The sequence below is a fragment of the Pseudomonas sp. R1-6 genome (assembly GCF_051132115.1).
Taxonomy (GTDB): Bacteria; Pseudomonadota; Gammaproteobacteria; order Pseudomonadales; family Pseudomonadaceae; genus Aquipseudomonas.
Genome location: NZ_CP071662.1, coordinates 3,149,356 through 3,171,566, shown reverse-complemented (window position 1 = coordinate 3,171,566; position 22,211 = coordinate 3,149,356). Strand labels below are relative to the sequence as shown.

Genomic DNA, 22,211 nt, shown 5'->3' with positions numbered 1-22,211 from the left:
GCTAAGTAGGGCACGGGTGATTTAGTGAACTTTTACCCTACGAATCCATTCCACTGGTGCAGACGTTGTGCGCATGCATGACGCTTGAATACCTTCGCGCATTCACATCTGTGACAGAGCCTTCAATGAAAGTAAACACGTCCCAATCCAAGACCTCTTTGCGTCGCGCTGTCACGGGGCCGATGCTGTTTCTGTTCATACTTGGCGATGTGCTGGGCGCTGGCGTTTACGCGCTGGCGGGTACCATCGCTGGGGAAGTCGGCGGCGCGATCTGGGTGCCGTTGTTGATCGCGTTATTGTTCGCAATGCTGACGGCGGGTTCGTATGCCGAACTGGTCTCGAAATACCCTCACGCGGGCGCAGCGTCGGTATTTGCCGAAAAGGCTTTCAAGTCACCGTTGATATCGTTCCTGGTCGGTTTTTGCATGCTCGCCGCGGCGGTGACAAGCGCTGCCGGTCTCTCGCTGGCTTTCGCGGGGGACTACCTTGCAGCGTTCATTGAAGTACCCGCCCACGTCGCAGCCCTGATTTTCTTGTTGGTCATCGCGCTGTTGAATGCCAGAGGGATCAAGGAATCCCTGGGGGCGAATATGGTGATGACCGTGATCGAGCTGTCGGGGCTGATCCTGGTCATCGTCGCGGCGGGGAGTTTCTTCAGTTCTGGCGAAGCGCAACTCGCAAGGTCGCTGGAATTCAAGCCTGGAGTCAGCCCGATGCTCGCCGTCCTGGGCGCTGCGTTGCTCGCGTTCTATTCGTTCGTGGGTTTTGAGACTTCCGCCAACCTCGCGGAAGAGATCAAGGACGTCCGCAAGGTATACCCCCGCGCCTTGTTTGCGGCGCTGATAACCGCGGGCGTCGTTTACATGGCCGTTGGGGTCGCAGCCTCGTCAGTACTGTCCACGGAGAAACTGCTCGCGACCTCGGCGCCGTTACTTGAGGTGGTCCGTGCGTCCGGGCTAGATATTCCGCCTCGCCTGTTCGCGTTCATCGCGCTCATCGCAGTGGCCAACGGGGCGCTGCTGACCATGATCATGGCCAGTCGTCTCACGTATGGGATGGCAAATCTAGGCCTCTTGCCAGACTTCCTGGAAAAGGTACTGCCCCACCGGCGCACGCCGTGGGCGGCCATTGTCGCAACGACCCTCGTAGCAATCGCACTGACGCTCACGGGGACCTTGGCTACCCTGGCGCAAACCGTGGTTCTGCTCTTACTGTTCGTTTTCCTCAGCACCAACATAGCGGTGCTGGTGTTACGCAAGGACAAGGTCGCAGAAGAGCATTATCAGACGCCTACGTGGGTACCTGTGCTAGCCATCCTGTCTTGTCTCGTATTGCTGAGTCAGCAAGACATGGGCACTTGGCTGCGCGGCGGGGCACTCATCCTGGTGGGCATGCTGCTGTATGTCTTTGCTCGGATGACCGTGCCTACCGTTGCGAAGCCAAACTAGCCGGGGCAGTGCAGGCAGGAACGCGAGACTACAGCCAAGCAGCTTGATTGCGGCAGGGTACGGCCGTACGACGGCCCGTCACCCGACAGCATGATCTATCATTGGGCTGATCACTCACTGGGCTTGCACGATGACTTCATCAAACTGGCAACTACACGACAGCCATGTTCGCTACGGAACAGTCAGTCGTTTCCTGCACTGGTCAATGGCCGCCTTGCTTGCGTGGCAATTTGCTACGGCGTTTTCCCATCTTCTACTGGAGGACACGGCCGTCGAGAAATTTTTGTGGGGCACCCACAAGACACTCGGGTTCGTATTGATACTTCTGGTGATACTGCGGGCGTGCTGGTCCTTGCACAATCGCGGCCATAGGCCCGCGTCCCTGAGCATCGCAGCGACACTGGGACACCTGGCGATGTATGCCCTCGTCATCATCATTCCGCTGATCGCACTGGTCCGGCAATACGGCTCCGGGCGGGCTTTTTCGCCGTTGGGCATTCCGTTGATGCCGGGTTTCGATGAAAAAGTCGAATGGATGATGTTGCCCGCGAACCTCCTGCATAGCTGGTTGGGTTGGTTGCTGCTGCTACTGATCATCGGCCACGTCGCCATGGTGCTGATCCATCGGCGGCGTGGCGGGGAAGGCGACGTTCTGGTGCGAATGTTCGGACGCTAGGCCGCCTGGTCCCCCCGGGCTACGCTCACAGTCGATGATGCTCCAGCAGAAAATCGACGAATACCCGCACCCGCGCTGGCATTGCCGTCCCGCCAACAAAAACTGCGTGGATCGGTTCCCGGTCCCCGGGGTTCCAGGCACCTAGTAGCGGTACCAGATCGCCGCGCCGCAAATCCTCGGCCACGGTGAACTCGCCGATACGGGCGATGCCGGCGCCCACACGCGCGAGTTGTGCCAGCGCCTCGCCGCTGCTGCATTCGATGTTGCCGGTGACTTTCAGGGAAAATTCTTCGCCGTCGCGGATGAACGGCCAGTTGGGTTCGGCGCGACGGAAATTGAAGCGCAGGCAGTTGTGTTGCAGCAGGTCTTCCGGTTCCTGGGGTGTGCCATGGCGCTCAAGATAGGCGGGCGAAGCCACCACCACCTGGCCGGTGTCGCCGATCCGGCGCGCGGTCAGTGGGCTGTCGGGCAAGTGGCCAAACCGCACCGCGACGTCGGCCTGGCCGCCGAGGATGTCGACCACTTCGTCGCCGAGGGTGAGGTCGACGACGATGTTCGGGTAGCGGGCGCTGAAGGCCGCCACCAAGGGAACGATGGCTTGCCGCCCATGGCCAAGGGCGGCACTGACGCGCAAGCGGCCCCGGGGCACGCCCTGGTCGGCGACGGCTTCTTCGACCTCGGCCATGTCGGCCAGGATCCGCCGAGCGCCGCGCAGGTAAGCCTCGCCTTCGGCCGTGAAGGTGATCGCCCGCGTGGTGCGCAACAGCAGGCGGGTGCCCAGACGCTGTTCGGTCCGCGCGATGGTCCGGCTGACCGCCGAGGGCGTCAGCCCCAATACGCGCGCGGCGGCCGACAGGCTGCCTTCCTGCGCCACCGTGGCGAACACAGCCATTTCCCCTGATTTGCCGTTGAAGTCCATTTGTGCTCCGCACGCAAAGGTGTATGCCAGAAAGGCTATCTACCGCCTTGAAAGTCCGCATCGTAGCATTTGCGACATAGATGAGGAGACTTCCATGCGTATCAATCCACCGCTTGTTGCACTCGCCATTGGTGCCTTTGGCATCGGCGTTACCGAGTTCGCGCCGATGGGCATGTTGCCGGGCATCGCTGCGGATCTTGGCGTTTCCATTCCCTCCGCCGGCCTGCTGGTCAGTGCTTACGCCCTCGGCGTACTGCTCGGCGCGCCGTTGATGACCCTGACCACCGGCAGGATTCCCCGACGTTATCTGCTGATCGGGCTCATGGCGATTTTCACCCTCGGAAACCTGATGTCAGCGCTGGCGACCGACTACTACAGCCTCATGATCGCCCGGGTGGTGACCTCACTGAATCACGGAGCGTTCTTTGGCGTTGGCTCTATTGTCGCTGCCAGCGTGGTCGCGCCGCAGAAACGTGCCGGAGCGGTCGCGGCCATGTTCATGGGCCTGACCCTGGCGACCATCGGCGGTGTGCCGCTGGCCGCCTGGTTTGGCGAACTGTTCGGCTGGCGCACGGCATTCTGGGGCATTACTGGCCTGGGCGTGGCGGCGATGGCCGCGCTGTGGTTCGCCCTGCCCAACGTGCCGACGCCGCAAAGCATCGGTGTGTTGGCGGAAATCCGGGTGCTGGGCCGTGGCCCGGTGTTGGGGGCATTGGCCCTGACCGTTGTCGGTTCAGGTGCGATGTTCACCGTCTTCACCTATATCGCCCCGATCCTGAGCAGCGAGACCCATGCTCGCACCCCTTTCATCACCGCGATGTTGGTGTTGTTCGGTGTCGGGCTGACGTTGGGCAATATGTGGGGCGGCAAGGCCGCCGATCGCTCGATAGACCGCACGCTGATCGTATCGCTGAGCATACTGATTGTTGTCCTGCTGGCGTTTACCGTGCTGATGCGCTGGCCGCTGCCGGCCGCGGTAGCCATCCTGATCTGGGGTATCGCCAGCTTTGCCTTGGTGCCGCCTTTGCAGATGCGCGTGATGGAAGCCGCCAAGGACGCGCCTAACCTGGCGTCTGCGGTAAACATCGGTGCCTTCAACCTGGGCAACGCGATTGGCGCGGCGCTGGGAGGCGCGGTGATCAACGCGGGGTTGGGTTATCCGGCGATCTCCCTGGCCGGAGCAGCGATGGCGGCCCTGGGGTTGCTGATGGTGCTGGCTTTTGCCTGGCGTTCCAGGGTGGTTGCGGCTGCTGCAGTGTGACCGGGGGTTGAATACAAGCGGGCCGCGACGCCTGTTGAATCCCAGTGCTCGGTCAAGGCATCGCGGCTTCGACCAATTCTATCCAGTGCCGGACCGAGGTTCGGCCAGCACCGTCGAGGTGGGACTGGCAGCCGATATTGGCGGTGGCGATGATCTCGGGGTGTCCGCTTTCCAGCGCATTGAGCTTGTTGTCCCGCAATTGCCGGGACAGTGCAGGTTGGGTCAGCGAATAGGTGCCCGCCGAGCCGCAGCACAAGTGACTGTCGGGCACCGGCGTGAGGTTGAATCCGAGCTTCTCGAGGATGGCTTCAACCGCTCCCCCAAGCCTTTGCGCGTGCTGCAAGGTGCAGGGACAGTGGAAGGCCAGGCGCTGATCGCTGTGTACACCGAGCTTGTCCAGTGGCTCGTCACGCAGTACTTCGACCAGGTCCTTGGACAACGCACTGACCCTTGCGGCCTTGTCGGCATACGCTGGGTCGGTGCTGAGCAGATGCCCGTAATCCTTGACGAAGGCGCCGCAGCCGCTGGCGGTTTGCACAATGGCCTCGGCACCGCTTTCGACGGCCGGCCACCACGCGTCGATGTTACGTCGGGCTCGATCGAGGCCGGCGGCCTGGGCATCCAAGTGGTAATCCAGCGCACCGCAGCAGCCGGCCTCGCGAATCGGGGTGACACTGATTCCCAGCCGGTCCAGTACCCGGGCGGCGGCGGCATTGGTATTGGGCGACAGGATCGGTTGCACGCAGCCTTCGAGCATGAGCACTTGCCGATCATGGCGCAGGGTCGGTCGTGGCTTTGCCCGATGAGTGTTGCGAGGCAGTTTGGCTTGCAATGCATTGGGCAGCACGGCACGGAAAACCTGGCCACTGCTCACCAGCCCTTTGAACAATCCTGGATTGGGCAGCACGCCGCGCAATCCCTCGCGCAACAGCCGTTGGCCGGGTGAGCGTGGGACCGCCGCATCCACCACCGCCCGACCGATGTCCAGCAAATTGTGATAATCGACGCCAGAGGGGCAGGTGGTTTCGCAGTTGCGGCATGACAGGCAACGGTCAAGGTGTTCCTGGGTCTTGCGGGTCACTTCGTTGCCTTCGAGCACCTGCTTGATCAGGTAGATGCGCCCCCTCGGGCCGTCCAGTTCATCGCCCAGCAATTGGTAGGTCGGGCAGGTGGCATTGCAAAAGCCGCAGTGCACGCAACTTCGCAGAATCCGTTCGGCTTCTTCGGCGCGAGGCAGTTGGCGGGCGTTGTCGCTCAAGTTGGTCTGCATGGTTCAGAGCTCCGCGTACAGGCGACCGGGGTTGAAGATGCCACGCGGGTCGAGTTGTTGCTTCAAGTTCCGGTGGTAGCGCATCAGCGCGTCGGGCAGCGGCTGGAAGGGGGTGTCGGTCACGCCAGGCGTGTAGCAGGTGGCATGCCCTCCGGCTTGTTCGACGAGCGAGCGGATAAAGGGCGCTTCGGCAGCGGATTTGAGCCAGCGCTGGGCGCCGCCCCAATCGATCAACTGAACGCCCGGCAAGGGCAGTCGAGGCGTGCCATTGGGCACGGCGAGGCGCCAAAGGGGGCGGTCCTCATCGAAGAAGCTCAACCGGTGTTCATTCAGATCCTGCCAGTACGAAGAGTCCAGCCACTCGCCGCCCAGACGGTCGCGGGCCGCGGCGACCGAGCCTTCGCCACCTTCGAGCCGCAGGTGCAGGCGCTCGCCATCGTGGCACGCCGCGCTGATGGGCAGTGGTTGCTGGCCCCATTCCGCGAGGCGCAACAAAGCCCGGGCGGCGTCCATTTCCAGGCTGATGCTCAACGTTTGCCGCGGTTTTGGCAGGACCTTGAGGGACACTTCGGTCACCACGCCCAGCGCGCCGTAGCTGCCGGCCATCAAGCGCGACAGATCGTAGCCGGCGACGTTTTTCATGACTTCGCCACCGAAGCGCAGGTGTTTACCGTGACCGGTGATGACCCGTGTGCCGAGAATGAAATCGCGCACCGACCCAGACCAGGGGCGCCGGGGCCCTGAGAGCCCGCAGGCAATCATGCCGCCCACGGTGGCGTTCTCGCCGAAGGAGGGCGGTTCGCAAGGCAGCATTTGCTGCGCCGCGTCCAGCACCTCGCAAAGATGAGCCAGCGGCGTACCGCAGCGAACGGTGATCACCAGTTCCGTCGGATCGTAGCTGACGATGCCTCGGTGCGAGCGCGTGTCGAGGACCTCACCGGCGACGCTGCGTCCAAGTGACGCTTTGCTGTTGGAGCCTTGGATGCGCAGCGCGGTGGCGCTTTCCAGCGCCTGGTTGACCTGCTGCAGCAGCGCTGCGCTGTCGTCGAAATCATGTTCGCTGCCCATCAGAAACGCTCCAGTTCAGGGAAGGGCACCTGACCCATGTGGACGTGCATGGCGCCAAACTCGGCGCAGCGATGCAGCGTTGGAATGTTCTTGCCAGGGTTGAGCAGTCCGCTCGGATCGAATGCGGCTTTGACGGCGTGAAACACGGTCAACTCGTCGCTGTTGAACTGCGCGCACATCTGGTTGATCTTTTCCCGGCCCACGCCGTGTTCCCCGGTGATGCTGCCACCGACTTTTACGCACAGTTCGAGGATCTTGCCGCCCAGGGCTTCGGCGCGATCGAGCTCACCCGGTTGATTGGCATCGAAGAGGATCAGCGGATGCATGTTGCCGTCGCCCGCGTGAAAAACGTTGGCCACCCGCAGGCCTTGTTCGGTCGATAACGCCGCGATGGCGCGAAGCACTCCGGGCAGTTCCCGGCGCGGTATGGTCCCGTCCATGCAGTAGTAATCCGGCGAGAGGCGTCCCACCGCAGGAAACGCATTCTTGCGTCCAGCCCAGAAACGCACGCGCTCGGCCTCGTCGCGAGCCTGGCGCACTTCGGTGGCGCCGGCCTGCTGCAATACCTGGCGCACGCGATCGCAGTCGTCGTGGACGTCGGCCTCCACGCCGTCGAGCTCACACAACAGGATGGCTTGGGCGTCTACCGGGTAACCTGCGTGAATGAAGTCTTCGGCGGCGCGGATGGCCAGGTTGTCCATCATTTCCAGGCCGCCCGGGATGATGCCGGCGGCAATGATGTCACCCACGGCGCGGCCGGCCTTTTCAACCGAGTCGAAGGCCGCCAGCAGGACTTTGGCCGTTTGCGGTTTGGGCAGCAGTTTGACTGTGACCTCGGTGATCACCCCGAGCATGCCTTCGGAACCGGTGAACAACGCCAGCAGATCGAACCCGGGTGAGTCGAGGGTCTGCGACCCCAACGTCAGGTGTTCGCCGTCGACGGTGAGAATGTCCACCTTCAACAGGTTGTGGACGGTCAGCCCGTACTTGAGGCAATGCACGCCACCGGCGTTCTCCGCGACATTGCCACCGATCGAGCAGGCGATCTGGGAGGAGGGGTCCGGCGCGTAGTACAAGCCGAACGGCGCGGCCGCCTGGGAAATCGCCAGATTACGCACCCCCGGCTGGACCCGTGCGGTGCGGGCGGCAGGGTCGATGTGCAGGATGTTGTTGAAGCGCGCCATTACCAGCAACACGCCTTTTTCCAGCGGCAGCGCACCGCCGGACAAACCAGTGCCGGCGCCACGGGCAACGACGGGGACCTTGCGCTCATGACAGAGCCGCAGCACGCCCTGGACCTCTTCGATGTGGCGCGGCAGCACCACCAGCATGGGCGTGGTGCGGTAAGCGGAGAGCCCGTCGCATTCGTACGGCTTGAGCTCCTCGCGCTGATGCAGGATTTCCAGGTCGGGCAACTGGGTTTGCAAGGCCTGCAGCAGCGCGTTTTTGTCGACGTCAGGCAGGGCGCCGTCGACGCGTTCGTCGTAGAGAATATTCATCGTTCGTAGGCGACACTCGGTTGTTTTTATTAGAGGTCTGTTCCGATACGGCTGACTTGCATCATTAGGCCGACGCGTTCTACTGTCTATGGGGTGTTCAGCTGGTCGAACCAGTTCTTTGAGCGGGTTCTCATGGGCTATAGGGTAAAAGCCTTATAGGGCAATGGCTTATCAGCATGTCCGAACGGACGATTACATTGGTCTGAATCTGGTCATACCAGTGGGAGATTCGATGGAAAGCGTGGAAACGAGCCGCAACCCGCAGGTCGCCGACGTCGTCTGTGAGCGCATCGAACGCCTGATTGTCGATGGCGTACTCAAGACCGGGCAATTGTTGCCTTCGGAGCGCCGGTTGACAGAAAAACTCGGCGTCTCCCGGACTGCGCTTCGCGAGGGCCTGAAGCTGTTGCGCGCCCGCGGAATCATCAAGACCGAGCAGGGCAAGGGGTCCTTCGTGGCCGACCTGGCTGGGCATGGCTTGGCGTCGCCGCTGATGCACCTGTTCAGCTCGCAGCCACGCACACTCTACGACTTGTTTGAAGTGCGCAGCCTGCTTGAGGGCGAATCGGCGCGCTTGGCGGCCCTGCGCGGGACCGAGGCTGACTTCGTACTGATTACCCGCAGCTACGAGGCCATGCTCGACGCCCATAGCCATCCCCTGGAGGCCAGCGTCCACGCCCGGCTCGACCATGCGTTTCACCTGGCGATCTGCGAGGCCTCACATAACCCGGTGCTGGTGCAGACCTTGCGTTCGCTGACGGACTTGCTGCTCAGTTCAGTGTTTGCCTCGGTCAACAACCTCTACCACCGTGAACCACAGAAGCGCCAGATCGACCGCCAACACGCCCGGCTCTACAACGCCGTGACCGGACGCCTGCCGGAGCAGGCACGCAAGGCGGCCATCGCCCACATCCAGAGCATTTGCGAAAACCTCAAGGAAATCGAAAACGAAGAACAACGCCTGGTGCGCGCCACGTTGCGGCTTGAGGGGTGGGTGTAGAGGCAGTGGCTGGCGGGAGCGCTAATGGATGGCTTTTCATCTTCCCACCCCACGAAAAGTGGTCGTGGTAGTAAGCCGCGATGACGTTGCAACTGATGCCCGCATTTCCCAACGCCGTTGCGAAGGCTGCGGTCAAGCCGACGGCGTCCAGGGCGGAATGCACGGTCAACGTGACGATGGATTGGGCCCCAGTGTCCAGGAATTTGCCGGCAGGTGTTGTAGGAACGGTTGCCGCCTGTAAATTACCGGCCTCGGGGGATCGAAGGGAGCAAAAATCCAAGCACCTCGTCCAGCAAAAGCTTCGGCGCTTCTTCCGCTATGTAATGCCCCGACGGTAACGCTTTCCCTCGCACCTCGGTCGCGACTTTTTGCCATTCCCCCAGCGGATCGAAGCAACGGCCCACGACGCCGTCCGCTCCCCACAAGGCCAACAATGGCACTGAGAGTTTTCGGCCGGCTTGTCGGTCGCTCTTGTCGTGCTCCAGATCGATGCTGGCGCTTGCACGGTAGTCTTCACAAACACCATGAGCTGCGCCGGGGAGTGACAGGCAGCGCAGGTATTCGGCCAATGCTGAATCAGTGAAAGGCGCCATGCCAGCGCTGCGAGTGCCCATGACGCTGCGCAGATAGAGCTCCGGATCGGCCTCGATGAGCGTTTCGGGAAATGGGGCCGGGCGAATCAGGAAAAACCAGTGCCAATAGGCGCGGGCAAACGCTTCGTTGGTTTGCTCGTACATCGCCAGTGTCGGAGCGATGTCCAGCGTGATCAAGCGCTTCACTGCATCCGGGTGATCCATCGCCATGCGATGGGCCACGCGTGCGCCTCGGTCATGCGCCAATACGTCAAACTTCACGAACCCCAGCGCGCGCATGAGTTCGAGCCCGTCCAGGGCCATTTGCCGCTTGGAGTAGGCGACGTGTTCTGCGTCGCCTGCCGGTTTGTCGCTGTCACCGTAGCCGCGAAGATCCGCCGCGATCACGGTGAAATGCTCCGCCAGGGGTTCGGCGACTTTGTGCCACATGACGTGGGTCTGGGGATGCCCGTGGAGCAAGAGCAGACCTTGGCCGCTGCCACCTTTGCGGTAGTTGACGGTAATGCCGTTGACTTGGCATCGGCCCGATTCAAATGAGGCGAACATCGCTTGGCTCTCCTGCTGATGGTGGCTTTTATTCTAGGCCCCTCGCGCCAAGGTGCTAAGGCACAGCGTGTGACCGCTTTCTTCACGAATCGTGTGCAACCTGGCGCACGTCTGGCACAGCTGTCACGGTGAATGCGACAACTGTCGCACGTCTTCGCAACCCGCCACACCAAGCGCAGCCCCCGTAGAACGGGGCTTGCAGAGCATTTCCCGACGGTGGCATGGGGGTTGCTCCTGCCTGAGTGCGCAGCGCAATGGCTTCGCTACTAATAAGAATCAGGAGTCCTCCCATGACACAGATTGGCCTCGCCGTGCCTACTGCTTCTCGGAACGCGCCCCTTCGCGCTCCCCTCAAGGCGCTATATGTCGTGCTGGCGCTTACCCTCAATACTGCTCCGAGCTGGGCCCAGGACATGCCGGCGAATGTCGACGGCAAGCGCATCATCGCCGCCGACCAGGAGCCCGGTAACTGGATGAGCACCGGTCGCACCTACGACGAGCAACGCTACAGCCCGTTGAACAAGATCAGCGACCGGAACGTCGACCAGTTGGGGCTCGCCTGGAGCTACAAGCTGGACCTGGATCGCGGTGTCGAGGCCACGCCTATCGTGGTCGACGGCGTGATGTACACCACCGGCCCGTTCTCGGTGGTCTACGCCCTGGACGCCCGCGACGGCAGGTTGATCTGGAAGTACGACCCCAAGTCCGACCGCAACCGCGCCGGCGAGGCCTGTTGCGATGCGGTCAACCGGGGCGTCGCGGTGTGGAAGGGCAAGGTTTACGTGGGCGTGCTCGATGGTCGCCTGGAGGCCATCGACGCCAAGACCGGCCAGCGGGCGTGGTCGGTGGACACCCGTGCCGATCACTCGCGCAGCTACACCATCACCGGTGCGCCGCGCGTGGTCAACGGCAAAGTGGTGATCGGCAATGGCGGCGCCGAGTTCGGCGTACGCGGTTATGTCACCGCCTATGACGCCGAGACCGGCAAGCAGGCCTGGCGCTTCTTCACGGTGCCGGGCGACCCCAAGCTGCCGCCCGAAGACAAGGCCATGGAAATCGCCGCCAAGACCTGGCACGGCGACGCCTATGTGGCCCAAGGCGGTGGCGGCACGGCCTGGGACTCGTTTGCGTTCGACCCGGATCTGAACCTGCTGTACATCGGCGTGGGCAATGGTTCGTTGTGGGACCCGAAATGGCGGAGCCAGGCCAAGGGCGACAATCTGTTCCTGTCGTCCATCGTCGCGGTCAATGCCGATACGGGGGAATACGCCTGGCACTACCAGACCACGCCGGGTGACGCCTGGGACTACACCGCTACCCAGCACATGATCCTTGCGGAGCTGCCGATCGACGGAAAGCCGCGCAAGGTGCTGATGCAAGCGCCGAAGAACGGTTTTTTCTACGTGATCGACCGCGCCACGGGTGAGCTGCTGTCCGCCAAGGGCATCGTGCCCCAGAGCTGGACCAAGGGCATGGACATGAAGACGGGCCGGCCCATCGTCGATGACGAGAATGCCGCGTACTGGAAGGACGGCAAACGTAAACTGGTCACGCCGGCGTTCTGGGGCGCCCATGACTGGCAGCCGATGTCCTACAACCCGAACACCGGGCTTGTGTATATCCCCGCGCACATCATGTCCGCCTATTACGAGCACATCCCCGAGGCGCCGAAGCGCAACCCGTTCAAGAGCATGTACCAACTGGGCCTGCGCACCGGGATGATGCCGGAGGACGCAGATGGGCTGTTGGAAATGGCCAAGGGCTGGTCAGGCAAACTGATTGCCTGGGACCCGGTCAAGCAGCAACCGGCGTGGGAAGTGCCCTATGTGACGATCTTCAACGGCGGCACTTTGAGTACCGCCGGCAACCTGGTGTTCGAGGGCAGCGCCGACGGCCGTGTGATCGCCTACGCTGCCGACAGTGGCAAGAAACTCTGGGAGCAGCCGGCGGCCAGCGGTGTGATGGCGGCGCCGATTACCTACAGCGTGGACGGTGAACAGTACGTGACGTTCATGGCCGGTTGGGGCGGTGCTTTCTCGACATTCGCCGGAGCCTTGTCCCTACGCGCCGGGGTTCGGCCGTTCTCCCAGGTGTTGACCTATAAATTGGGCGGCACCGCGAAACTCAACGAGCCGGCACCGCTCGCCGACACCCCGAAACCGCCACCCCTGACCGGCGACCTGGCGGCAGTGGAGGCCGGCGGCAAGCTCTACGACGGCTACTGTTCTCAGTGCCACGGCATCCACGCGGTCAGCGGCGGTGTGCTGCCGGACCTGCGCAAGCTGACGGCGGAAAAACACCAGATGTTCCTCGGGATTCTCTACGGCGGCCGAGTGCCGGACGGCATGCCGTCCTTTGCCGACGCCTTCACGCCGGAACAGGTGGAGCAGATCCACCAATACCTGATCAAGCGCGCCCACGACCTGCAGCAAGAAGGCGGGGTCTGGAAGACCTTCACCGCCAAATGAGCGCCCCCGCATTATTTCGACCCTGACGCGAGAGCAAGCACATGACCGAGATCACCGATTACCAGAACTTCATCGCCAACGCTTTTGTTCCCAGCGACCCAAGCATCGAAGTGCGCAACCCGGCCAACGGCCGTTTGCTCGCACGGGTCCCCGAAGCCAGTGGCGAGCAAGTCGAAGCGGCCATTGCCGCAGCGCGCAAGGCGCAAAAAAGCTGGGCTGCCCGTCCGGCCATCGAGCGCGCCGGTTACTTGCGAAAAATCGCCACGAAAGTGCGCGACAACGCCGAACGCCTCGCCCATATCATCACCGCCGAGCAGGGCAAAGTGCTGGGATTGGCGCGGGTGGAAGTCAACTTCACCGCCGATTACCTGGACTACATGGCCGAGTGGGCGCGGCGCCTTGAGGGAGAGGTGCTGACCAGCGACCGTGCCGGCGAAAGCATCTTCCTGCTGCGCAAGCCCCTGGGCGTAGTGGCCGGGATTCTGCCGTGGAATTTCCCGTTCTTCCTGATTGCTCGCAAAATGGCCCCGGCGCTGGTGACCGGCAATACCATCGTGATCAAGCCCAGCGAAGAAACCCCCATCAATTGCTTCGAGTTTGCTCGCCTGGTGGCTGAGACCGACCTGCCGGCCGGTGTGTTCAACGTTGTCAGCGGCACGGGGGCGACCGTGGGGCATGACTTGACCCGTCATGCCGGCATCGACTTGATCAGCTTCACCGGCAGCGTCGGCACCGGCTCGCGAATCATGGCGGCGGCAGCGCCAAACATCACCAAACTCAACCTGGAGCTCGGTGGCAAGGCGCCGGCCATCGTGCTGGCGGACGCCGACCTGGACCTCGCGGTCAAGGCCATCACGGCTTCGCGGGTGATCAACACAGGGCAAGTCTGCAATTGCGCCGAACGGGTGTACGTCGAGCGCAAGGTCGCCGATCGGTTCATCGAGCAGATTGCCGCCTCGATGGCCGCGACCCGCTACGGCGACCCGCTGGCCGAGGACAATCTGGACATGGGGCCGCTGATCAACCAGGCGGCCCTGGACAAGGTTGCGCGAATGGTCACGGTCGCGAAGGGAGAGGGGGCCGAAGTGGTCACCGGCGGCGCGGTGGCCGACAAGGGCCAGGGTTTTCACTATCAGCCGACGGTGCTGGCCGGGTGCGGCGGCGAGATGGCGATCATGCGCCAGGAGATCTTCGGCCCGGTACTGCCGATCCAGATTGTCGACGACCTGGACGAAGCCATTGCCCTGGCCAATGACAGCGAATACGGCCTGACTTCATCGATCTACACCCGCAGCCTGAGCGCGGCCATGCGCGCCAGCAATGAGCTCGATTTCGGTGAGACCTACATCAATCGAGAAAACTTCGAAGCGATGCAGGGCTTCCATGCGGGGGCGCGCAAGTCTGGTATTGGCGGCGCGGACGGCAAGCACGGCTTGTATGAATACACCCATACCCATGTGGTTTACATCCAGGTCTGATCGGACGACAAAAAATGCCGGCACCCGCAAGGGCGCCGGCATTTTCATGGGCATATCAGAACTGGTCGTTGGGCGCGACGACGCCGTGCTTTTTCATCTTGCGGTACAGCGTGGAGCGAGAGATGCCCAGTTCGGTAGCGGCGGCGCTGATGTTCCAACGATGCTGACGCAAGGTCGCCAGCAAGCGGCGGGCCTCTTCGTCGCCCAACTGTTCGCCCAGGTTGCCGGACAACGGTGTGGAGTTGTCGGGCAATGACAGCCGCCGTGGCGCCAGCACTTCGCTGGGCAAGCAGTCCAAGTCGATGACCCCGTCTTCGGCCAGGGCTACCGCGTAACGCAGGGCGTTGAGTAATTGGCGGATATTGCCAGGCCACTGATAGTCGAGCAGGCATTGGCGGGCGTCCGTGTTCAGCCGTAGCCCGAGAGTTTCGTCCTGAGCCGCGAGCAATTGATCGATCAGCGCGGCGCGATCACTGCGTTCGCGCAAGGCGGGCAGCGCCAGGTTCATGCCGGCGAGGCGATAGAACAGATCTTCGCGAAAGCGCTTCTCGCCGATCATCGTAGGCAGGTCCTGGTGAGTCGCCGAGATGACCTGGACGTCCAGCGTCACCGGCACTTCAGCCCCCAGCGGCGCGATTTCCCGCTCCGCCAGTACCCTCAGCAAGCGGGTTTGCAAATGGGCGGGCATGTCGCCAATCTCATCGAGAAACAGCGTGCCGCCGTTCGCCAGCTCCAGCTTGCCCTTCATGCCTTTTCGGTTGGCGCCGGTAAAACTGCCGGCGCGATAGCCGAACAGCTCGCTCTCGATGAGCGTCTCCGGGATGGCCGCGCAATTGAGTGCAACGAACGGGCCTGAGCGACGATGGCTGGCCTGGTGGATGGCTCGGGCAAAGGCTTCCTTGCCGGTGCCGGTTTCGCCGGTAATCAAAATAGGGATGCCTTTGTCGATCACCTTGCGCACCCGCCGCACGCTCTGTTGCAGTTGAGGGTCGAGGCCGGCAAGTTGTTGCAGCTCCGGGTGAGCGTCAAGGGCAGGGCGGGCGATGGGGCGCGGGCGGTGCTGTTGGGATGGAATCCGCAGGCCGACCTCCAGCAGCGCTTCATCGCGAAGGCCACGCAAACGCACGCCCTGGGCGCCGCCATTGGTGAGCTTCAGCAATTCGTCCATTGTGGTGGGAAGCAGGCGATCGATGGGCGTGCCCAGCAACTGCGGCCCCTGAGCCAGCTCCAGGGCGACAAATGCCGCACGGTTGGCCCCGATGACGCGGCCGTTTTCATCGAGCGCCAGCAATTGCTCGTTGGCCAGGTCGGCGATTTCATCCAGGGGCTTGAGGGACAAGGTCAAGCGGTCGCGGTAGCTCTGGCGAAAATGTGCGTTCTCGATCAGACGCGCATACATGATCACCAGTTGCAGCGTCAGGTATTGGCTTTCCCGGGGGCCTGCGCTGTTCATGCAGGTCGCATTGAGGCAACCGCGCAACAGGCCTTGGGCATCGAAAATGGGCGCCACCGAACAACTCAGGCTGAAATTGGACGCCAGGAAATGCTCCTCCCGATGAATGATCAACGGCTGCGCGGCTGCCAGCGTGGTACCGATGCCATTGGTCCCCACCACCGATTCCTCCCACTGCGCACCCACCACCAGCCCGGACTGCGTATAGATGTCGTGCTGGTCGGGCAGTCGGGAATCCAGGGTAATGCCGCGCTCGTCGCTCAGCAGCACGGCAAAACCGGCGGGCACCACGCGCCGGGCCAGACCGCTGACGCCTTGGCTGGCGATGGAAAGATACTGCTGGTGCTGTTCCTGATGACGCCGGATGTCCTCGGCGCTGAGGATGTTCTTGCGGCTCGCCGCGCCAGGGTCGAGCCGGTGCTCCACGACGCTGCGGTACCAGGACTGGGCGATGAGGCCATCGGGCTTCAGGCCGCGTCCGGAAAAATGGTCGTTGACGAAGGCTGCCAGTTCGCTCGGGATAGGCTGCGCGCTATGCAGGGTCATGAAATGCTCCATCAGGCGTGAATCCGCGAAGGGGCTTCACGGCGATCTTGTTATTGGACGATGGCCGCCATTGCAAGTATCTACCATAGACGCTGGCGCGTAAGTTTTCATCGTTGGGTTGAAGGTCCGGATCCGATTTCACACCCTCCTCAGAAAAACGCCCAACGCCCGGACGATGTCGCGGGACGCTTGATCCGCGATGCGCCCTGGCACCTGGTCGAACATATGGGGCGCGCCAGGATAGACATGAAGTTCGGTGGCAACGCCTGCGCGAATCAGCCTCATTGCAAAATCGACGTCCTCCTCGAGGAACAAATCTTGAGAACCGACCGAAATGAACGTCGGTGGCAGGTTACGCAGGTCTGGTTGCAGCGCCGGTGAGAACAGACCGACACGATCGTCGTCCAGGGGGGCGCCCCCGCGAAGGCACTGCCAGCAGAACTGATTGGGCTCCGGCAGCCAACTGAATGTGTCTGTGTCGCGGCTCGGGTAGGTAAATGCCACGACCATTGATAAGCCAAGGAATGCCAACATGTCAGATACTCTTGTTTTTATTGGATAGGGCGAAAGTGGTGTGCGCGATCGTCAACCGGGGACGGTGGCCCCAACGATGCCGTGGCGCTTGATGGCCTCGGCAACGAAGCCGCTGGCCTTGGCCTGCTCCACGAATTGTCGCAAGCGCTCGGCGGCTTCCTTGCCATAGGCATGGGGAACGCCCATGGCCTGGCGGATCTCCATGAAACGCTCCGGCAACAGGCGCAGGCCGGGGAAGCGAGTGGTATCGAACTCCAGCTGTTGCTTCACGCCGGCTGCCACGTCGGCGCCCTCGGCGAGGAAGGTATCGACGACGGTTGGCGAAGTCGGTGAGCGAGTGATCGTGGCGTGCTTGAGTTCGCGCGTCAGGTACAGGTCATAGGCGCTGCCTTTGCCGACCACCACTTCGATACCTGGCTGGTCCACCTGAGCGATGTCCTTGAAGTGCGAATCATCCCTGACCAGGTAACAGCCCTCGATCACCACATAGGGTTCGGTGAAGGCCAGTTGTTCGGCCCGAACCGGGTCGATGGCGAAAAAGCCAAAGTCGGCGCGGCCTTCTGAAACCGCCGCCACGGACTCGCCGGCGCTGTTGAACACCCGCAGTTCAAGTAGCAGCCCGAGCTGGGCCGCAAAGGCATTCGCCAGATCGACCGATACTCCGGCCGCGCGACCGGATTCGTCCAGGCGCGCGAGGATGGGATTGCCCACGTTGATCGAAGCGCGCAGCGCGCCGGTGGGATTGAAGAGGGTGGCAAGGTTTTCGTTCGAGGACATCATGTCAGGCCACCCGGTTTGCGTATTGATCCAGGAGCTGTCTGGTGGCGGCCTCTACCGGGACACCTTCCTGCAAATGGCGCCGCATCTTCTTCAGTTCGATCTCCCCCGGGACGATGACGGGCGAGGCGGGATCGACCGCCGGGCTTTGGTGCAGAATGTCGGCAAAATCGATCATCCGCTCCTTCAGCCATGCCGTGGAGCCAAGGCGTGCGGTGTCGATAAGAATGAAGAAGTGCCCGAGGTTCTGAGGCTCATCCGGCGCATCGACCCAGGATTTCACATGGGTCAGGTAGGCCGCGTTCGAGAGCAACCCGGCCAGCAGGTCGACCACCAGCGCGAGCCCATAACCCTTGTGGCCGCCGATGGGTAGCAGGAAGCCGTCCAACGCCGCGCGAGGATCGGTAGTGGGCCTGCCGTTGGCATCCGTTGCCCAGTTATCCGGGATGGTCTCCTGGCGCGCGAGTGCGTTGCGGATCTTGGCGCGCGCCACCACGCTCATGGCCATGTCCAGCATGAAGTGATTGCCATTGGGGTTCGGTACGCCGAAGCCCAGAGGGCTATTGCCCAGGCGCGCGTCACTGCCCCCCGAGGGGGCAATGGTGGTGGTCGCGTTACTGCCGATGATGCTGGCGAAACCCTGCTCGGCGGCGATGTACGAGTAAGGCGAGATGGGCCCGAAATGATTGCTGCCTCGGGCGAGGACCAGACCTATTCCGAACTGCCTGGCGATCTTCATTCCGACTTCGAGCGCCGTCATGCCGACCAGAGGGCCAACGGCGTTGTGCCCCTCGACCCGAGCAATGGCAGGGGCAAGCGTTTCCACGGCTGGCTCGGCTGAGGCGCTGATACCACCGGACTGGAGGCGCTCCCCATAAGACTCGACGCGGCTCAGACCGTGGGTCGTCAAGCCGAACAAGTCGGCCAGCACCAGCACCTCGCAAACATGTTCGGCAGCCTCTTGCGTAAGGCCCAACCCTTGAAATGCCTGGCATCCAAGTTGTCGTAGTTCTTCAACCGCGAGAGTGGGTTCGGTTTTGTGTTGCATGGAAAATGCCCTATTGGTTCGACAGAGTTGACAGGTTGAAGGGCGCTGATTAAAAAGAGAAATGCAAATAAAAGTGTGATCTATGAGGAAAGCGCATGAATTTCGACCTCGCCGATTTGCGCGGTTTTCTCGCCGTAGCGGACCTGGGAAGTTTCAGCGCAGCTGCGCAAGCGCTGCACCTGTCGCAATCCGCGCTGTCGCGCCGCGTCGATAAGCTTGAGTCGGCGTTGGGGGTGCAGTTGTTCGAGCGCACCACTCGTCGGGTGGAGCTCTCCACGATCGGCCGTGGATTCTTGCCACGAGCGCGCAACGTATTGAACGAACTGGAGAATGCCCTGATAGGTTTTCATGACCTGGCCTACAGGCTTTCCGGAGAGGTCACCATCGCCTGCGTACCCTCTGCGGTGGCGTATTTTTTGCCGGATGTCATTCGCCAATACCACGCCAAATACCCCGGCATCCGGGTGCGGGTCATCGATGAGTCGTCGTCTGCGATCCTGACCGTCGTGGCCAGGGGAGAGGCGGATTTTGGGTTGACCTACATAGGCACCCAAGATTCCGACGTAGTGTTCCAGCCGCTGCTGGACGAGTCGTTCGTGGTCGCGTTACGAGTCGGCCATCCATTGACCGAACGTGAATCGCTGACGTGGGACGACCTGACCGAGGTGGACTACATCAGCCTGGCGCAAGGCAGCGGCAACCGCTTTCTGATCGACCAGGCCCTGGCCAATCGCGATGTCCGGCCCCGGTCGTTCTGTGAAGTCAAGCACGTGCCGGCGCTCGTCAGCCTGGTGGAAGCAGGGCTCGGCGTCGGCGTGGTGCCCAAGCTGGCCATGCCGGCGCAAGGGCATGCGACCTTGGTCACGCGCCCGCTGATGGATCCGGCGATCAGCCGGACCTTGGGGCTGATATCACGTCGCGGGCGAACATTGTCGCCCGTCGCGCAGTTGCTTTTCGACCTGCTGATAGCGATCAAGAAGTAACGATCTGCTGCGATGCGCCGCACACATGGCAACTCCGGCCCCAGGCCCGGGGCCTTGCCAGGTTCGAGCGTCGCGCTTGGCGAAGATGCTCCAGCGGTCTCCATAAGCCATCTGAAAAATAATCGAGCGACCTTGTCGATTTCGCCTGCCCCCATTCGATTAGTCATGGAGCCCTCTCACGGACGGCTCAACAGTCCTCTACTCTAAGGAGATTCGAGCATGCGATTTATGGTTATCGTCAAGGCCAGTCCGGAATCGGAAGCCGGGGAAATGCCCAGCGCGCAACTGCTGGCCGCCATGGGCGCTTACAACGAAGAGTTGGTCAAGGCCGGGGTGATGCTCGCCGGTGAAGGCCTGCATCCCAGTGCCCAGGGCGTGCGCGTGCGCTTTTCCGGTAAGGACCGGAGCGTCGTCAAGGGCCCCTTCGCTGAAACCAGGGAGCTGATCGCCGGTTTCTGGATCTTCCAGGTCAGTTCATTGCAGGAGGCCATCGACTGGGTCAAGCGTTGCCCGAACCCGATGGTCAGCGATAGTGAAATCGAGATTCGCCAGATCTTCGAAGCCGAGGAATTTGGCGAGTCCTTTACCCCCGAGTTGCGCGAGCAGGAAGATCGCTTGCGGGCTCAGATGTCTGGTCAACAATGAAACGGTGACAGGAGAAAAGCACCATGAAAATCATTCCGTACCTGACCTTCGACGGCCGCTGCAAGGAAGCCTTTGCGTTGTACAAGGAGGTGCTTGGCGGCGAACTGTTTTCCATGTCCTTCGCCGACGCGCCAGAGGACGTGGGCATGCCCAAGGACCCAAACCTGATCATGCATGCCTGCCTGACGGTCGGCGATTTCAGCCTGATGGCTTCCGACTGCCCGCCTTGCCAGCCGTTCAGCAAGCCGCAGGGCGTGTCGGTTTCCCTCAACGTCGACAGCGCGCAGGAGGCTGAGCGACTCTTCAAAGGCTTGAGCGAGGGCGGCCAGGTACAAATGCCATTGGCGCAGACATTCTGGGCGGAACGTTTTGCGATGTTCGAGGACCGTTTCGGAGTGGCCTGGATGGTCAATTTCGAAGGGCGGAAATAAACCGGGTCGCGTACAGCCAAAAAAACCACTCGACTGAGTGGTTTTCGCTGTGTGGACTTTATGTTTTCAAGTTGAAGCCGTCGCGGTGTAAGCCCCCCGCGTCAAAGCTTCCCAGCCCAAACCTCGGGTTTGCGTCCAGCCCAAGGCAACACACCCTCCAGCTGTCCCGCCAGACGCAGCAACCTGTCTTCCCGACCAAAACCCGCCGAGAACTGCATGCCGATTGGCAGGCCGGTATGCGGATCGAACGCCAGTGGCATGGACATGGCAGGGGACCCCGTAACGTTTGCCAATGCGGTGAACGGCGAATGGCTGAAGACCCGATCCATCCAGCCCCTGCCATCCAGGAACTCCTGGCCTTCGTTATAGTGGCCAATGGCAGGAGGCAGCGCTGGCAGTGTCGGGCTCATCAAGATGTCGAAGTTGCAGAAAAAGCTGCCCATGCTGCGAGTGACGAGGTTCCTTGAATGCATGGCCCCAAGCAGATCGATGGCAGTGAGTTCACTGCCCATTCGATGCAGCGAAAGCGTGGCGGGCTCCAGTGTGCTGTCATCGACGGGCCGGCCGGTTGCCGCTGCGATGGCATTGATCCAGGCTGCGGTGTTGGCTGACCAGAAGCGGGCATTCATTTCAACGAAGGCGTCCCAGCTCAGGCCGATGTCCAGGCGGATCTCTTCCACACGGTGCCCCAGGCCTTCGAGCTGGGCGGCAACCTGGCGAGTGGCTGTAGCGACCGGCTCGGCGCAGCGAGTGCCGTTCAGCGGATGCGGGAGCAGGCCGATGCGCAGTGACCCGGGGGCGCGATTCAATTCGGATAGATAGGGCTGCTGCGGCCTGGCGATCTCAAAGGGATCACCCGTGGCGGCGCCCTCGATGGCATCCAGTAAAGCAGCGCTGTCACGCACGGTTCGACTGACGACACCGTGCACCGCAAGCCCGGCCCATACTTCGTCCACCGCCGGGCCCATCGCAATCCTGCCCCGGCTGGGCTTGAGCCCGAACAGTCCGGTGGCGGCGGCGGGTACGCGGATAGAGCCGCCGCCATCGGTGGCGTGCGCCGCCGGTACGAGGCCGGCGGCTACAGCGGCGGCCGAACCACCGCTTGACCCGCCTGCGCTGCGACTCAGATCCCACGGGTTGCGTGTCGGCCCTGGAAATACGGCTTCGGTGGTGGTGCTGGTCGCCAGTTCAGGCGTGTTGGTCCTGCCGAGGGTCACCAGTCCCGCTTGGCGCAAGCGCGTCATCAGGGTGGAGTCTTCGTCGGCGATGCATCCGGCGGCCAAGCGACTGCCCAGCTCATTCAGACGCCCTTTGGCGGTCAGCCCGAGGTCCTTGACCAGGAACGGCACGCCCTGGAACGGCCCGGACGGAGCCTCGGGTTCAGTTTCCCAAACCTCTACCAGCCCATTGATTTTCGGGTTGAGCTGTTCGATAGCGGACAAGGCCGCGGCCCGGACTTCATCTTGGGTGACGTGACCGTTGGCGATCAGCTCAGCCAGGCCCAGTGCATCGTATTCGGCGTATTCAGCGCTTTTCATCACATTTCTCCGAGCCAATTGCCTGGCAAA

Annotated in this window: 19 protein-coding genes and 1 pseudogene; 9 read left to right on the top strand and 11 right to left on the bottom strand. The window is 62.3% G+C overall.

Annotated features, from left to right (window positions below):
* The first annotated feature begins 125 nt into the window (after nucleotides 1-125).
* Both J3P81_RS14160 and J3P81_RS14155 read left to right on the top strand, forming a co-directional pair.
* Nucleotides 126-1,448: an APC family permease gene (locus J3P81_RS14160; protein ID WP_434559279.1), complete on the top strand. Its 1,323-nt coding sequence runs from the start codon at nucleotides 126-128 to the stop codon at nucleotides 1,446-1,448.
* A 130-nt stretch (nucleotides 1,449-1,578) separates the two neighbouring features.
* Nucleotides 1,579-2,124: a cytochrome b gene (locus J3P81_RS14155; RefSeq protein WP_420763639.1), complete on the top strand. Its 546-nt coding sequence runs from the start codon at nucleotides 1,579-1,581 to the stop codon at nucleotides 2,122-2,124.
* 25 nt (nucleotides 2,125-2,149) lie between these two features.
* On the opposite strand, the gene J3P81_RS14150 is transcribed toward J3P81_RS14155, so the two are convergent.
* Complete coding sequence (locus J3P81_RS14150) at nucleotides 2,150-3,043, bottom strand: LysR family transcriptional regulator (RefSeq protein ID WP_434559277.1); 894 nt, start codon at nucleotides 3,041-3,043, stop codon at nucleotides 2,150-2,152.
* A 94-nt stretch (nucleotides 3,044-3,137) separates the two neighbouring features.
* Here J3P81_RS14150 and J3P81_RS14145 point away from each other — a divergent pair, with 94 nt between their 5' ends.
* Complete coding sequence (locus tag J3P81_RS14145) at nucleotides 3,138-4,304, top strand: MFS transporter (RefSeq protein WP_434559275.1); 1,167 nt, start codon at nucleotides 3,138-3,140, stop codon at nucleotides 4,302-4,304.
* Between the two features lie 52 nt (nucleotides 4,305-4,356).
* On the opposite strand, the gene glcF is transcribed toward J3P81_RS14145, so the two are convergent.
* Genes glcF through glcD form a run of 3 tightly spaced genes read right to left on the bottom strand, consistent with a single transcriptional unit; the run spans nucleotide 4,357 to nucleotide 8,141 of the window.
* Nucleotides 4,357-5,574 carry a glycolate oxidase subunit GlcF gene (glcF, locus tag J3P81_RS14140; protein WP_434559273.1) on the bottom strand — a complete coding sequence of 406 codons (1,218 nt, stop codon included), beginning with the start codon at nucleotides 5,572-5,574 and terminating at the stop codon, nucleotides 4,357-4,359.
* Between the two features lie 3 nt (nucleotides 5,575-5,577).
* Nucleotides 5,578-6,642, bottom strand: a complete 1,065-nt coding sequence (gene glcE, locus J3P81_RS14135; RefSeq protein WP_434559271.1) for a glycolate oxidase subunit GlcE — start codon at nucleotides 6,640-6,642, stop codon at nucleotides 5,578-5,580.
* Nucleotides 6,642-8,141: a glycolate oxidase subunit GlcD gene (gene glcD / locus J3P81_RS14130; protein WP_434559269.1), complete on the bottom strand. Its 1,500-nt coding sequence runs from the start codon at nucleotides 8,139-8,141 to the stop codon at nucleotides 6,642-6,644. The genes glcE and glcD overlap by 1 nt, the downstream gene beginning before the upstream one ends.
* Nucleotides 8,142-8,373: 232 nt before the next feature.
* On the opposite strand from glcD, the gene glcC reads away from it, so the two are divergent.
* Nucleotides 8,374-9,141 (top strand): transcriptional regulator GlcC, encoded by a 768-nt coding sequence (gene glcC, locus J3P81_RS14125; protein WP_434559267.1) that lies wholly within the window; start codon nucleotides 8,374-8,376, stop codon nucleotides 9,139-9,141.
* Here glcC and J3P81_RS14120 read toward each other — a convergent pair.
* Together J3P81_RS14120 and J3P81_RS14115 are read right to left on the bottom strand one after the other, a co-directional pair.
* Nucleotides 9,074-9,316 (bottom strand): annotated as a pseudogene (locus J3P81_RS14120) (ACT domain-containing protein); the annotation flags it as partial. The gene glcC and the pseudogene J3P81_RS14120 sit on opposite strands and share 68 nt — an antisense overlap.
* Nucleotides 9,317-9,383: 67 nt before the next feature.
* Complete coding sequence (locus J3P81_RS14115; protein WP_434559265.1) at nucleotides 9,384-10,280, bottom strand: alpha/beta fold hydrolase; 897 nt, start codon at nucleotides 10,278-10,280, stop codon at nucleotides 9,384-9,386.
* 290 nt (nucleotides 10,281-10,570) lie between these two features.
* Between J3P81_RS14115 and J3P81_RS14110 the strand changes: the two genes are divergently transcribed.
* Together J3P81_RS14110 and aldA are read left to right on the top strand one after the other, a co-directional pair.
* A complete protein-coding gene (locus J3P81_RS14110; RefSeq protein WP_434559263.1) occupies nucleotides 10,571-12,748 on the top strand; it encodes a PQQ-dependent dehydrogenase, methanol/ethanol family in 2,178 nt (725 codons plus the stop codon).
* A gap of 41 nt (nucleotides 12,749-12,789) precedes the next feature.
* Entirely contained in the window at nucleotides 12,790-14,226 is a 1,437-nt protein-coding gene (gene aldA, locus J3P81_RS14105; protein ID WP_434559261.1) for an aldehyde dehydrogenase, read from the top strand.
* Between the two features lie 55 nt (nucleotides 14,227-14,281).
* Here the strand turns inward: aldA and J3P81_RS14100 are convergent, their stop codons facing one another.
* The 4 genes from J3P81_RS14100 to J3P81_RS14085 form a co-directional block, all read right to left on the bottom strand.
* On the bottom strand, nucleotides 14,282-16,225 hold the full coding sequence (locus tag J3P81_RS14100) for a sigma-54-dependent Fis family transcriptional regulator (RefSeq protein ID WP_434559259.1): 1,944 nt from the start codon (nucleotides 16,223-16,225) through the stop codon (nucleotides 14,282-14,284).
* A 138-nt stretch (nucleotides 16,226-16,363) separates the two neighbouring features.
* Nucleotides 16,364-16,759 carry an alpha/beta hydrolase gene (locus J3P81_RS14095; protein ID WP_434559257.1) on the bottom strand — a complete coding sequence of 132 codons (396 nt, stop codon included), beginning with the start codon at nucleotides 16,757-16,759 and terminating at the stop codon, nucleotides 16,364-16,366.
* A 51-nt stretch (nucleotides 16,760-16,810) separates the two neighbouring features.
* A complete protein-coding gene (locus J3P81_RS14090; protein ID WP_434559255.1) occupies nucleotides 16,811-17,539 on the bottom strand; it encodes an ABC transporter substrate-binding protein in 729 nt (242 codons plus the stop codon).
* 1 nt (nucleotide 17,540) lies between these two features.
* Nucleotides 17,541-18,584 carry an Ldh family oxidoreductase gene (locus J3P81_RS14085; RefSeq protein WP_434559253.1) on the bottom strand — a complete coding sequence of 348 codons (1,044 nt, stop codon included), beginning with the start codon at nucleotides 18,582-18,584 and terminating at the stop codon, nucleotides 17,541-17,543.
* Nucleotides 18,585-18,679: 95 nt separating this feature from the next.
* On the opposite strand from J3P81_RS14085, the gene J3P81_RS14080 reads away from it, so the two are divergent.
* From J3P81_RS14080 to J3P81_RS14070, 3 genes are all read left to right on the top strand, one after another.
* On the top strand, nucleotides 18,680-19,567 hold the full coding sequence (locus J3P81_RS14080; protein WP_434559251.1) for a LysR family transcriptional regulator: 888 nt from the start codon (nucleotides 18,680-18,682) through the stop codon (nucleotides 19,565-19,567).
* A gap of 219 nt (nucleotides 19,568-19,786) precedes the next feature.
* Nucleotides 19,787-20,212, top strand: a complete 426-nt coding sequence (locus J3P81_RS14075) for a YciI family protein (protein ID WP_434559249.1) — start codon at nucleotides 19,787-19,789, stop codon at nucleotides 20,210-20,212.
* A gap of 23 nt (nucleotides 20,213-20,235) precedes the next feature.
* The gene (locus tag J3P81_RS14070; protein ID WP_420763671.1) at nucleotides 20,236-20,643 is read left to right on the top strand and encodes a VOC family protein; all 408 of its coding nucleotides are present in this window, start codon (nucleotides 20,236-20,238) and stop codon (nucleotides 20,641-20,643) included.
* A gap of 101 nt (nucleotides 20,644-20,744) precedes the next feature.
* Here the strand turns inward: J3P81_RS14070 and J3P81_RS14065 are convergent, their stop codons facing one another.
* Entirely contained in the window at nucleotides 20,745-22,181 is a 1,437-nt protein-coding gene (locus J3P81_RS14065) for an amidase (protein ID WP_434559247.1), read from the bottom strand.
* Nucleotides 22,182-22,211: the final 30 nt, after the last annotated feature.

What these genes read in the sequence shown, in the direction of transcription:
- aldA (WP_434559261.1), top strand. Translation starts at nt 12,790, where the DNA reads ATGACCGAGATCACCGATTACCAGAACTTCATCGCCAACGCTTTTGTT.
- J3P81_RS14100 (WP_434559259.1), bottom strand. Translation starts at nt 16,225, where the DNA reads ATGACCCTGCATAGCGCGCAGCCTATCCCGAGCGAACTGGCAGCCTTC.
- J3P81_RS14115 (WP_434559265.1), bottom strand. Translation starts at nt 10,280, where the DNA reads ATGTTCGCCTCATTTGAATCGGGCCGATGCCAAGTCAACGGCATTACC.
- J3P81_RS14110 (WP_434559263.1), top strand. Translation starts at nt 10,571, where the DNA reads ATGACACAGATTGGCCTCGCCGTGCCTACTGCTTCTCGGAACGCGCCC.
- glcE (WP_434559271.1), bottom strand. Translation starts at nt 6,642, where the DNA reads ATGGGCAGCGAACATGATTTCGACGACAGCGCAGCGCTGCTGCAGCAG.
- J3P81_RS14070 (WP_420763671.1), top strand. Translation starts at nt 20,236, where the DNA reads ATGAAAATCATTCCGTACCTGACCTTCGACGGCCGCTGCAAGGAAGCC.
- J3P81_RS14160 (WP_434559279.1), top strand. Translation starts at nt 126, where the DNA reads ATGAAAGTAAACACGTCCCAATCCAAGACCTCTTTGCGTCGCGCTGTC.
- J3P81_RS14065 (WP_434559247.1), bottom strand. Translation starts at nt 22,181, where the DNA reads ATGAAAAGCGCTGAATACGCCGAATACGATGCACTGGGCCTGGCTGAG.
- J3P81_RS14080 (WP_434559251.1), top strand. Translation starts at nt 18,680, where the DNA reads ATGAATTTCGACCTCGCCGATTTGCGCGGTTTTCTCGCCGTAGCGGAC.
- glcF (WP_434559273.1), bottom strand. Translation starts at nt 5,574, where the DNA reads ATGCAGACCAACTTGAGCGACAACGCCCGCCAACTGCCTCGCGCCGAA.
- J3P81_RS14085 (WP_434559253.1), bottom strand. Translation starts at nt 18,584, where the DNA reads ATGCAACACAAAACCGAACCCACTCTCGCGGTTGAAGAACTACGACAA.
- glcC (WP_434559267.1), top strand. Translation starts at nt 8,374, where the DNA reads ATGGAAAGCGTGGAAACGAGCCGCAACCCGCAGGTCGCCGACGTCGTC.
- J3P81_RS14075 (WP_434559249.1), top strand. Translation starts at nt 19,787, where the DNA reads ATGCGATTTATGGTTATCGTCAAGGCCAGTCCGGAATCGGAAGCCGGG.
- J3P81_RS14155 (WP_420763639.1), top strand. Translation starts at nt 1,579, where the DNA reads ATGACTTCATCAAACTGGCAACTACACGACAGCCATGTTCGCTACGGA.
- J3P81_RS14145 (WP_434559275.1), top strand. Translation starts at nt 3,138, where the DNA reads ATGCGTATCAATCCACCGCTTGTTGCACTCGCCATTGGTGCCTTTGGC.
- J3P81_RS14090 (WP_434559255.1), bottom strand. Translation starts at nt 17,539, where the DNA reads ATGATGTCCTCGAACGAAAACCTTGCCACCCTCTTCAATCCCACCGGC.
- glcD (WP_434559269.1), bottom strand. Translation starts at nt 8,141, where the DNA reads ATGAATATTCTCTACGACGAACGCGTCGACGGCGCCCTGCCTGACGTC.
- J3P81_RS14095 (WP_434559257.1), bottom strand. Translation starts at nt 16,759, where the DNA reads ATGTTGGCATTCCTTGGCTTATCAATGGTCGTGGCATTTACCTACCCG.
- J3P81_RS14150 (WP_434559277.1), bottom strand. Translation starts at nt 3,043, where the DNA reads ATGGACTTCAACGGCAAATCAGGGGAAATGGCTGTGTTCGCCACGGTG.